The 12,176-nt window shown below is 35.9% G+C and carries 10 protein-coding genes and 1 tRNA gene; 1 reads left to right on the top strand and 10 read right to left on the bottom strand.

All coding sequences use genetic code 11. The annotated features are described in order from the left end of the window. Positions 1 to 102 precede the first annotated feature (102 nt). The gene (locus tag LZQ00_RS06810; protein WP_234513713.1) at positions 103 to 987 is read left to right on the top strand and encodes an AraC family transcriptional regulator; all 885 of its coding nucleotides are present in this window, start codon (positions 103 to 105) and stop codon (positions 985 to 987) included. 39 nt (positions 988 to 1,026) lie between these two features. On the opposite strand, the gene LZQ00_RS06805 is transcribed toward LZQ00_RS06810, so the two are convergent. The 10 genes from LZQ00_RS06805 to LZQ00_RS06760 all read right to left on the bottom strand — a co-directional run bounded on the left by LZQ00_RS06805 (position 1,027) and on the right by LZQ00_RS06760 (position 12,088). Further along, the gene (locus tag LZQ00_RS06805; RefSeq protein WP_234513711.1) at positions 1,027 to 1,752 is read right to left on the bottom strand and encodes a copper homeostasis protein CutC; all 726 of its coding nucleotides are present in this window, start codon (positions 1,750 to 1,752) and stop codon (positions 1,027 to 1,029) included. Positions 1,753 to 1,865: 113 nt separating this feature from the next. Then, positions 1,866 to 2,075: a hypothetical protein gene (locus tag LZQ00_RS06800; protein WP_234513708.1), complete on the bottom strand. Its 210-nt coding sequence runs from the start codon at positions 2,073 to 2,075 to the stop codon at positions 1,866 to 1,868. Between the two features lie 175 nt (positions 2,076 to 2,250). Continuing rightward, positions 2,251 to 2,324, bottom strand: a tRNA-His gene (locus LZQ00_RS06795). A 112-nt stretch (positions 2,325 to 2,436) separates the two neighbouring features. After that, positions 2,437 to 4,326 (bottom strand): molecular chaperone HtpG, encoded by a 1,890-nt coding sequence (gene htpG, locus LZQ00_RS06790; protein WP_234513706.1) that lies wholly within the window; start codon positions 4,324 to 4,326, stop codon positions 2,437 to 2,439. Between the two features lie 194 nt (positions 4,327 to 4,520). Continuing rightward, positions 4,521 to 5,630 (bottom strand): DUF2891 domain-containing protein, encoded by a 1,110-nt coding sequence (locus LZQ00_RS06785; RefSeq protein ID WP_234513690.1) that lies wholly within the window; start codon positions 5,628 to 5,630, stop codon positions 4,521 to 4,523. A 91-nt stretch (positions 5,631 to 5,721) separates the two neighbouring features. Further along, positions 5,722 to 7,224 carry an alpha-L-fucosidase gene (locus LZQ00_RS06780; protein ID WP_234513687.1) on the bottom strand — a complete coding sequence of 501 codons (1,503 nt, stop codon included), beginning with the start codon at positions 7,222 to 7,224 and terminating at the stop codon, positions 5,722 to 5,724. A 10-nt stretch (positions 7,225 to 7,234) separates the two neighbouring features. Then, complete coding sequence (locus tag LZQ00_RS06775) at positions 7,235 to 8,860, bottom strand: beta-N-acetylhexosaminidase (RefSeq protein WP_234513684.1); 1,626 nt, start codon at positions 8,858 to 8,860, stop codon at positions 7,235 to 7,237. A gap of 176 nt (positions 8,861 to 9,036) precedes the next feature. Beyond that, positions 9,037 to 9,738, bottom strand: a complete 702-nt coding sequence (locus LZQ00_RS06770) for a Sir2 family NAD-dependent protein deacetylase (RefSeq protein ID WP_234513681.1) — start codon at positions 9,736 to 9,738, stop codon at positions 9,037 to 9,039. A 20-nt stretch (positions 9,739 to 9,758) separates the two neighbouring features. Beyond that, the gene (locus LZQ00_RS06765) at positions 9,759 to 10,205 is read right to left on the bottom strand and encodes a hypothetical protein (protein WP_234513678.1); all 447 of its coding nucleotides are present in this window, start codon (positions 10,203 to 10,205) and stop codon (positions 9,759 to 9,761) included. Between the two features lie 41 nt (positions 10,206 to 10,246). Then, positions 10,247 to 12,088: an alpha-L-fucosidase gene (locus tag LZQ00_RS06760; protein WP_234513675.1), complete on the bottom strand. Its 1,842-nt coding sequence runs from the start codon at positions 12,086 to 12,088 to the stop codon at positions 10,247 to 10,249. Positions 12,089 to 12,176: the final 88 nt, after the last annotated feature.

Genomic DNA, 12,176 nt, shown 5'->3' with positions numbered 1-12,176 from the left:
CTAATGAAAATGGACTATTTCAAATAAAACATGGACAATATCCGCATATTTCAATAAGACATTAGATCAAATTTTATATTTTTATATTTTCAACGGATAAAAATGGAAGAACAAAAAAAAATAAAGGAAGGATTCCTCGGCCAGCGAATGATCGTACTTACACCGAACATTCGCAAAGAAATCAAAAAAAATCCGCTTATCAATACTTTTTACCTTACCGCAATCGGTTATTATCCCAATGCAGCGGGCCATGACCGGGAAAGGAAAACAGGGAGCAACGAATTTATTCTTTTATATTGTATGGACGGCGAGGGTCGGATCGATATCCAGGGCAAGACATATCAGCTGAAGGCCAATATGTTTTTCATCGTTCCCAAAAACATACCGCACCGGTACTACAGCCATCCAAAACACCCATGGTCAATCTACTGGCTTCATTTCAGCGGAAGTAATGCATCAGAAATTTATCAGCGCTCACTCATCGACGGCTGTCCTTTGGCGCACTCGGTTCCATTCGAAGAGTACCGGGTAAAGCAGTTTAACCAGATTTTCACAATTCTTGAGCACAGCTTTAGCAATAAGGATATGGAAATCATGAATTTCAGGGTACTGCATTTCGTAACATCCTTAATTTACTATAAGGAAATTAATCCGGCCGTTTATAGCCAGGATGCGGTGAGCAGTTCTATAAATTTTATGAAATCGAACCTGTCTGCAAGGCTTTCTGTTCATGAGCTTTCCGATCAGCAGAAGATGTCTTTATCACAATACCTTCGGATATTCAAGCAAAAGACGGGGCAGTCTCCTATAGCCTATTTCAACCAATTAAAAATCCAACATTCCTGCCAGTATTTATATTTTACCGATAAAAGTATCAAGGAAATCTGTCTGAAACTTGGAATAGACGATCAGTATTATTTTTCAAGGCTATTCAATAAACTCATCGGCGTTGCTCCATCTATGTACCGTAAAATGCATAAGAAATGAAAAGATTATTTTTCAAATCGGGGCTAAATTATATTATTATTAATGTCTTAAGATGTCAATCATTTTTTGGAGTTCTGTTTCTGAAGAGACATAAAGATTTCCGTAATCATTAATTTTACGATTAATATAATGTAGCGGATTGACAGCCACCTCTCTTGCCGAGGCATGGAACTCTGTGGCCTTAGTTTCATCAACCAATTGTTTTAAGTTGCTAGACTTTATACCTGCACCAGGCATAATGATAATGCGATCACCTGCCTGCTCTACTAATTTTTTCAAAATCTCTGTCCCCTGAGGAGCCCCAATTTCACCACCCGAGGTCAATACCCTTTCGCAGCCGCACTCGATGATATCTTCTAAAGCTTTAAAAATGTCTGGGACACCATCGAAGGCCCTATTACAGGTTACCTTTAACGAACCTGCCCAATCTACGATACGTTTTAGCCAATCCTTATCTATTTCTCCATTGATAGTTTGAGCCCCAATAGAGATACCATTGCATTCCAAAATTCTACAAGCCTCAATATCATTTTTAATGATCTGGTACTCGTCCGCAGAATAATAATAGTTCCCTGATCTGGGACGGACTATTGGAAAAAGATCTATTGAAATATTTTCTCTAACTTGTTTGATTGTACCGAATGAAGGCGTGGTGCCTCCCTCAATCGGGTTATCACAAAGTTCTACCCGACTGGCTCCTATTTTTTGTGCGATTAGGCTAGACTGAATGTTAAAAGCGCAAACTTCGAGTTGTTTTATCTGCATATTAATTTTTTTTCTAAGTTAGAGATATTTAGTTTATGCTAAAATAATAAGTTTATTGCCTGCATTGTTTCCAATTTAAACAACTATAACTTTCATATTGCGAATGGAATGCATTAACTTTTATCAGCAAGTATTTCCAATGCTTTGGTATTTAGATTTGAAATAAGCAAATGAAAAGGAAGGGAGTGATCAGCTTTTATACCATCGATAATCAACCACCTAAGTCTCGCAATCATCCTGGGCAATGCCCTGCTAGGGCTGATCTTGGATGATGCAATAACTACACTTTGCAGTTTATCTCCAATTTTCACCAAATCTGCCATTAATGATAAGAGAAGGCTGATTGGTTCGATGTTCCCCGAAAAATTCGATTTTGAAAACCTACAACATCAAACCGCTTTGATGAGCGAAATGTTTTAATGTATCTGCTTGATAAACAATAAATTAGAAGATAAAAAAAGGGACAAAAGATTGTTAAAAATCTCTTGCCCCGTCAGGGGTAAGTGATGGGGCTCGAACCCACGACCCTCGGTACCACAAACCGATGCTCTAACCAACTGAGCTACACCTACCGTGTTTGTGATACAAAAGTAGAATTTTATTCCATATCCTCCAAATGTTTTTAAACAAAAAATCCCCATTATAACGTATCATAATGAGGATTAAGCTATTATTTTAGATCGTTTAGATCAACTCTACACTACGTTTTACAAACGAAGTCAATGCTGATCCGGTTAGTAATCCACGTGACAATAAAGCTAAATCAAAAGCTTGTTTTGCCAACTGCGAACCTTCTTCTTCAGAACTTGATAAAATACGTTTTACCAAAGGATGGTTACCATTTACACTGACTTTATAATTATCAGGTAAGCTTCCATAGAAGTTCATACCACCATTTGTTTTTGCCATATCTTTCATCCGACGCATAAACTCATCGATCGTTACAGAAACAGGTAATTCATCTGCAGATAAAGGCTCCACTTCCACTTTCATATCGGCACGACTGATCGCTTTTTCAAATATCGATAACGCTTGTTTTGATTCTTCTTCAGAAATCGATAATTCTTGTTTTTCGTCTTTTTGGATCAACTTATCGATTATATCAGCATCAACACGTTTCAACTGTACCTTCTCTCCTCCTTTTTGCTCCAAATAAGAAGTCATATGGGTATCCAAAGGTCCATCTAATACCAATACATCATATCCTTTTGTTTTTGCAGTAGCGATGAAACTATCTTGTTGCGCGACATCATGTGTATATAAGTAAATAACCTGACCGTCTTTATCAACTTGAATATCTTTTACTTTTTCGTAATATTCCTTGATCGTATAGTTTTCTTTATCCGTATTCGTCAACAAGCAAAAATCATTTGCTTTTTCTGCAAATTTTTCATCGCTCAACATACCGTATTTAATAAACAAACCAATATCATTCCATTTTTCCTCAAAACCTTTACGATCAGTCTTGAAAATCTCCTGCAATTTATCTGCTACTTTCTTGGTAATGTAGTTGTTGATTTTCTTCACATTACTGTCCGCTTGTAAGAAGCTTCTTGATACGTTCAACGGAATATCTGGTGAATCGATTACCCCATGCAACAACATTAAGAATTCGGGAACAATATCTTTAACCTCATCTGTAATGAATACTTGACGAGAATACAACTTGATTTTATTACGTTGAATTTCTAATTCATTCTTAATCTTAGGGAAGTATAGAATTCCAGTTAAATTAAATGGATAATCAACGTTTAAATGGATCCAAAATAAAGGCTCATCCATGGAGTATGGATACAATTCTTTATAGAAAGCCAAATAATCTTCATCTGTCAATTCCGCAGGAGCTTTCGTCCATGCAGGGCTTGTATTGTTAATAATATTATCAACCTCAACAGATTTATATTTTGCTTTTCCTTCTTCATCTTCACCATCTGGTTCAGAAGTAGTTTTTGTTCCAAAACGGATATTAACTGGAAGAAAACGAGCATATTTATCCAATATCTCTTGTAGACGAGATTTGTTTAAAAACTCAGCAGACTCATCGTTTATATGTAAAATGATATCTGTACCACGTGTTGTACGTGTACCCGCTGAGATTTCATAAGAAGTACTACCATCACAAGTCCAATGTGCTGCTTCTGCACCATCTTGGTAAGATAAAGTTTCAATCTCAACATGATCCGCTACCATAAAAGCTGAATAGAAACCTAACCCAAAACGACCGATGATTTCATTTGCATCATTAGCCTCTTTGAACTTCTCCATAAATTCAGTTGCACCTGAAAATGCAACTTGGTTGATGTATTTTTTGATTTCATCAGCTGTCATACCAATACCATTATCAGAGATGGTAATTGTTTTTGCTGCTTCATCAAGTTTCACATCAACAAGTAAATCACCTACTTCGCCTTGGTATTGACCTAAAGAAGCTAAGCGCTTAATCTTTTGAGATGCATCCACCGCGTTCGATACTAACTCGCGTAAGAAGATCTCGTTATCAGAGTATAAGAATTTTTTAATGACAGGAAAAATGTTTTCCGTGTGGATTGAAATAGATCCTTTTTCTGTGTTCATATATATTTTATATTTAAATGCTAATTGATTTAACAGTTAAATATCAATCCATATTCCAAAGACACAATTTAAGACAAGATGTCATATTTTATCGTCGAAAGCTAATTTTTGTCACTTGATATTGAAATCCACTTTCTATTCTTCCTGCTATCTTTCCAAAACTTACACCATATCTTTATATCCTATTCAATCAATTATTGATGTGTGATTGCATATAAAGCAAATGTACCTAACCAGTGCGATCCCATATAATCATCATTGCTGATATTTGGTAAGGAATATTGTAAATGATGATATGCTAGCACATGTAAATGTTTAAGCTCAGGTAATTTATGTGCAATTCCGTTGAGACATGTTGCACGACTGAAGTTAAGTCCATCCAAATGCACCAATTTACCATCTGTACGATCTTTCACGATACCAGGTTCAAGCTTAAAATCTTTCTTAAATAAATCCGGCATAAAGTCTTTCAGCCATTTTTTGGAATCATCCAGATTCAAAATCTTTGACATGAGATATGCCTCTTCCAGACAAGGAGAGAGAAAATCAGATCCACTAGGTTCATAAGCTATATTACAAGATTTATCATGACTGTACAAACGGTTGGCATGTTCTATAATTAAATTTTCAAAAGCAGTATCTTGTGTTACCTTAGCATAATCGAGTGCTAAACTAAATCCAAAAGCTGAATTATCATGCTGACCTGAACGAATAGGATAAACTAATTTGGGTAGATATTCTTCATAGTTTTTTACTAATAGATCAGCAAGAGGTTGTAATGCCTTTGCCCATTTCTCAGCATCTGGATCTTTCCAATTTATAAGTTCAGCTTGCAATTGCAAAAGCCAAGCCCATCCATAAGTTCGTTCAAAGCCCTTATTATTTTTGTCCAAAAAGAATGCTATTTCTTTATTTACATTATCGGTATTAATTTTTGAATTCAGCAAAGCGCGAACAGCTGTGCTTTCACTCAAATTTGGAAATGTTTTTAAAACCTTAACCATAGACCAATATCCATGAACAGATGAATGCCAATCAAAGCATCCATAAAAAATGGGATGCAGTTGTGATGGTGTTTTTAAATCTTGTTCAGATCCGATCACTTGTCCTAATTTATTTGGATATTCTACTTCAAGACAATGCAAGGGTAATGTCAGTATACGTTTTGCTTCAGTAGAATCTAACAATACTTGTTCGGTATTATTTATTGTAGAATCTTGATGGGTAGCATTTTTATTTTTACCTCTATGTTTACAAGACACTAATACAGAACAGGCGATAATGGTTAATATAATTTTGGTCATTTATGGCACATTTATTTAACTCTAAAATAATAAAAAAAAGTTAACATCAAAGTACTTTAGCTTTTTAATAAAAATCAGCTAAAAAATAGCATTACATCTTAGCATCCATTAATTTTTCAACCTTGACTACCTGGCTTCCAACTTTCATTTTTATCACAAATGCCCTATCCGTTTGAAAGATGTTGGGTATAAGTACATCATAATAGGTGTTTTTGTCTAGATCTAGACCTATATCTGCATGCTTCACCGCTAAAGATTGCCCATTCGCCAATAATGTTGCTGTTAATGGAACTTCGCTTGCTATTTTAGGAACCGATACCCTTACACTATTATTGATTGGTCTATTGAAAACAGTTAGGTACAGATTGTCTTCCTTTTTGGTGAAGTAACCCAGCTTAGAATTGGTCATTCCTGCATGATGAGCTCCATAAACGGCTTCTCCATTTACTTTCATCCATTCTCCAAGCTCTTTAGCGATTTTATCCTCTTCAGGATGCATATTCCCTTGCCCGTCTGGACCAAAATTTAAAACAAAATTACCGCTCAAAGATGCCGAATAAAGTAGCATGTCTAAAATGTCATCAGTTGTTTTTGTATAAAGACCGGACCAATCTTTCATATAACCCCAGCCATTAGGTGGAATAGTCATCACACAATCCCAATCACGACCTTCTAACCAAGAAATATCGGCAGGTAATTTACGCTCCCACCCTTGTTCATAATCGCCTAACATACGACCGTTAGCATCAAAGTGTCGTTTACCATATTCATCGTTACGAAAGCGAGATCCAATGATTATTCCTGGATGTTTTTCTCGTAATTCCTTTTCTAAATTATAGGTAAATTCGTAAGATTTGATCCAAGATTGATCCCAAGTACCATCAAACCAAAAACCTTTCATTTGCGGATAGTTTTGCATCAATTCCAATAACTGGTTGCGGGTATACTGTAGAAATCGATTGAATTTTTTCTTCTCTTTAGGAGTTTTAGGTTCTTTTCCCATATAGTCTGGATTATTCCATTCTAAAATCGAAAAATATAAGTATACATCAATTCCTTCAGCTGTATATGCATCTACCACTTCCTTTACGATATCTTTTTTATAGGGCGTTTTGCTGATGTTATAATTGGAATATTGAGTAGGCCACATGGCAAAACCATCATGATGTTTTGTCGTAAAAATCACATACTTAGCACCCATATTTTTCGCCTGTTTAGCCCAACGTTTGGCATCAAAATCTTTAGGATTAAATTCTTTATAAAGATTGTCATAAGTCTTCACCCAATCCTTTGGTGCAGTAGTACCTCCCCAAGATCGGATCCACTCAGATGCGGCAGCTCCACCCCTAGCACTGACACCTTCCCACTCGTTTCCTGGAATTGCATATAAACCCCAGTGTATAAATTGTCCCAATCCATAGTTCCGAAATGTGACCATATCGACATCAGTTCGATGTGCTGGTGATATCGGACCATATTTGATTTCTTTTAATGCTGTAGGTTTAGTCTTTGGACCAGTCCACTGTCCGTTAACAGAAGATGCCAAGATCATCAAAGTTATTGCAAGAAAGGATTTTTTCAAAAAAATAGTCATCTTTATGGGGTTATTCAGGGTTATCTATATAAGAACGCTGTACCTTCTTCATGACTACAGGTTCTGGATTAGATTTATTAAAAGGATCATAATAATATAAATTTGCTTCACGATACAAATTCAAGTGTTTCTTCAATGATTCCTTGAACTCCTCATAATTTTTATTCCCTTTTTTTGTCCAAGCTACTTCAGCTAATGCAGCAATCCGAGGAAAAATTAAATAATCCAATCGATTGGTATTGGTGACAGTCTCTGTCCAAAGATTAGCTTGAATTCCTAAAATTTGATTTTTTTCAATCGCTAGTGAATCATAATTGCTTGGAGAAAAATTATAAACATCCTCTAAAGGATTGTACAATTTTCCCCATTTACGACCATACTTATGCGATTCTTCTTGTACAAAGTCAAAATAGAATGGCAATCTTGGTGATAATATTGTTTTGTAACCAGACTTCAATATTGTTGTTAATTGTTCCGGTTTATCATGTCTCCACCAGATCAAAAGAGTTTTATCTTTCGATAAGCCCGCATCAACCATTTCATCCCATACCAATAAAGTCGCATCCATGGTCTTTAACGAATCTGCCATTCGACGCATAAAGTAATTTTCTACGGATTTATTATCTTTTAGATTTTCTTTGCTTTTTAACCTCTGTATAGCACTATCCGAGTTCCACGCGTCACTACCGAAGGAGACCTCATCACCGCCGAGATGAATAATGGAAGATGGGAATAATGCTTTCGTTTCTCGCAATACATTCGTTAAAAAACTATATGTAAGATCCTTTGCTGGATGAAAAGTGAAATCTGGATGCTTATCATTTCCACCACCACTTAATTGCGGATAAGCCTTGTTCGCTGCTGTTGCATGTCCCGGCATATCAATTTCAGGAATAACTTCGATTTGTCGTTCATCAGCATAAGCGATTATTTCGGCTATATCTGCTTGTGAGTAATATGCTGCAGGAGCTAATGAATTAGTATAGGTTCCGATACCACCAACGAGTGTCAAGAGTGGATATTTTTGAATTTCCAATCGCCATGCAGGTTCATCTGTCAAGTGCCAATGAAATTTATTCAGTTTATAAAAAGCCATCCAATTCAATAGCGATTTTACTTTTTCTTTTCCAAAAAAATGACGCGATTCATCAAGCATAAAACCACGCCATGGATAAGCCGGTTTGTCCTTTATCGCAAAGGCTTTCATACTGATGTTCTGCGGAGAGCGTTTTCCAAAACTAAAAGCTTGTAGTATCGAACTTACAGCATAAGTCGCACCTACACGAGTACTCGCATAAACCGTAAGGATATTTTTTTCAATTTTTATTTCATATTCCTCTTGTTCTAGACTTGCCCTTCTTTCAAATTGAATAGAGGAAAAAACAGATTTATTAGGAGCAATGGTGCTCGTAAAACCAAATTTGGAAAGAAGTTGTTGCTGAAGATATCGGCCAACAGATTCAAATTCTTCATCCAATATGTTAATTTTACTTGATGCTGGAAAGACATATTCTTCCTCCAATACCTGTATACGTTCAGGTTTAGGTATAATCGATAATTGCGCTTTAGCTGAATTGTAACTAACAATAAAGATGGTGATTAGCAAAGCTATTCTATTCAGTTTGTTGACTATCATAATATTTCATAAAATCCACCCATACTCAACAATGATCTGAATAAGATAAGATGGAGGGATAATTAGTTTGACGATTTATTAAAACTTAAATATAGGTTTATTAAGCGTTATAAGGATGAAATACAGGTTATGCAAACGTTTGCTTCAACTACGAAAACGTTAGCGGAAGAAATAGATTACAAAATTGTATTGTGGGCTATTAATTGGTTCACCAACTTTGGAACCATCTCTGAAGCAGTTCCTTCCATTGTAATCGACTTTTTTGGTATACGAGCAAGATTTATATGTTTATCAATGACATATAAGTCACATGTAGGAACGATAACTTCTACTAAACTCGCAGCAGGATATACCGTTAAAGAGGTTCCGGTAACAATCATGATATCTGCCTGTTCTGAAAGCTGTATAGCAGGTTCCATATTCGGGACAGATTCACCAAACCAAACAATATTTGGACGTAATTGTGAGCCCTTTTCACAGCAATCTCCCATCTTAATTTCATGTCCAACTACAGGATAAATCAATCGTTTATCGAGTGATGAGCAAGCCAGATCCAATCTTCCATGCAAATGTAGTACATGAGAAGAGCCAGAACGTTCATGTAATAAATCGACATTTTGTGTGATAATATGTACATCAAATACCTTTTCAAGAGTCACTAAGGCACAATGAGCAGCATTTGGTTCTGCATTCAGTGCTATTTGACGCCGCATATTATAAAAGTTCTGTACAAGACTTGGATTTTTATTCCACCCATCAATGCTGGCAACATCTTCCACATGATGACCTTCCCATAAGCCGTTGGCGTCACGAAAGGTTTGAATACCACTTTCAGCTGAAATACCAGCTCCTGTAAAAACAACAATCTTTTTTTTCATATACGGCACTTCATTTTATGTTACCAAGTTAAAACTGAATCTTGGAAATTAATGGGTAATTGTAATAGTAAAGAATCATTACTATTGGCTGCCTTTTTATTCGATTCAATAAACGCTCTTTCAAAATTAACAAATATACTATTGGGTATATGTAGATCCAAAGCAGATTTTACCTTAAAAACATACCGGTTATTTTCTAAACTTAAATTTTTATAAATCCTATAGGAAACAACCTGAGCTTTAATTTTCTCGATCCCTGTTAACTTTTTTATATCTGTTGAATGTTGAAAATAAGCCTCATCAAAATACATGAAATGATCCGAATTTGCGAGTGTTCTTATATCCATTTGTTGCTTAAGAACAGCATTGGCAAGGGAATCCGCAAGCGATTTTTGTTTTTGTGTTCCATTTCCGTTATGGCAAGATAGAAAACATAAAAAGAAGATAATCGGCAAAAAGTTTTTCATATGCATAAAAAAGAGGCAATTTTAATTGCCTCTTTACAAATTTATAAATTACTTTCAATAGCACCGACCTTTTCCCGATACAATTCAATTGGTTTGTCCAATAAAACTGCAATTACGGTCATTTTTTTATCCAATCGTTCTTTTGGTACATCAATATACACAATACCTGGTGTTGCACTCCAATACAATTTATTGAAGATATCATGCCCGATCATCGACCCTTCACCGACAATGCGAATACGAGCAATAGTATTTTTAAGCCCCTTTACAGCAATTGGCCCAGTCGGAGTGCCTTCAACAAAAAGATAAAGCGTCTGGTTATCTTTGGACAAAGCACTTAAGCCCGCATAATGCCCTTCTACAATTCCTGCTTGTGCATCATGTAAAACTTCTGCATTTTTTGTCACCCAGTCCTTTAATTCTTTTGAAGAGAACTGCAAATTCGTATCCAGTATATCACCATCTAAACTAATTTTATCTTGAAATAGATTTGAACCCTGTGCGGTGTACTTACTGATTTCAGCTATTGCTGCATCAAGTTTACTTTCCTTAGCTATTGAAGTGGCTGTCGGAATAGTCTCTTTTCTGTCTAGTCTAAAATCAGGTTTTTCAGCAAATGTAATGGCTACAACCGTCACAGCAGGATCAAAATTATCAGTAGGTAAGTTGAGATTAAGGGTGTAACCATCATATTTCACATTAATCTTTTCTTTATTTCCAACAAATCGTACTGATGTCGGTTTCGTATATAAACCAGTCAAGACCAATTTATCTTTTATGTTATCCATATAAACATAGAGTGTTTTTCCATCTTTGGAAAAGGCATTTTTATCCGTTAAAAACTTGCTAGCAATACCTGCTCTGGTTCCATAAATTCCTTCTTTATACTTTGATGTCCATCTCCCTAATTCTTTCAATATTTGAACTTGTTGCTCTGGAATTGTTCCATCTTCTCTAGGGCCGATATCGACCAATAAATTACCTCCCATAGCAATACAATCAACCAAAGTGCGGACAATCATATTTGGTGATTTATAATGTTGATCAAAAGGTTGGTAACCCCATGAGTCATTCATCGTATAACAGAGCTCCCAATACTTAGCTTCTGGTCGAACAACAGGGATGCCTTGTTCCGGTGTTTCATAATCCCCATGATGATTAAGTCTCGAATTTATGATGATATTCGGGTTGTATCTCCGAAGTTTGGTTAACGTTTCAGAAGCATGCCACTCTTGGTCATTATGTTCCCAATCCCCGTCAAACCAAATTAAATCAGGTTTATATGCTTTTGACAATTCTTCCAATTGACCTTGGTAATAGTTAACAAATCGACTCCAACGCTTGGTATCATCAGTAACTACATAACGTTTTTTTGTTCGGGTATTGACATCGTAATCAGGATGACTCCAATCCGGCAAAGAATAGTACAAGCCTGTTCTCAATCCCGTTTTTTGGAGAGCCGCAATAAAAGGCGTTAATACATCCTTTTTTGCAGCAGCATCTTTTGTCGTAGTAATGGCATTGTTTGCCTTACTGTCCCACAATGAAATACCGTCATGATGTCTTGTGGTGATCACCGAATACTGTGCCCCAGATTCATGAATCAAATTGGCCCATTCTTCTGGTTGATATTGACTGGCTGTAAATCCGTTCAACTGCTTCATGTAGTTTTCATGACTGATATAATTATTGAAAAAAGCCCAAGATTCAGAGATTCCCTTCACAGAATAAATTCCCCAATGGATGAAAACACCCAATTTAGCGTCTTCAAACCATTCCATTTTTTTTACTTCCTCTTGCTTGTTTTGATTTTTCTGCGCAAAAACGTTATAGCTAGACATCGCTATTAAAAACACACATAATGTAGACTTCTTTCGAATCATGATAACTAAGTAAGATATTGGGTTTTAAAAAGGAAAAATAAGAATTTATTCATGCAATTCAAACTTAAAATCGCTATTTTAAAGGATT

This window comes from Sphingobacterium sp. SRCM116780 (genome assembly GCF_021442025.1).
Taxonomy (GTDB): domain Bacteria; phylum Bacteroidota; class Bacteroidia; order Sphingobacteriales; family Sphingobacteriaceae; genus Sphingobacterium.
Note: the sequence above shows the minus strand (reverse complement) of the source record. Positions and strands in the feature narration are given on the sequence as shown.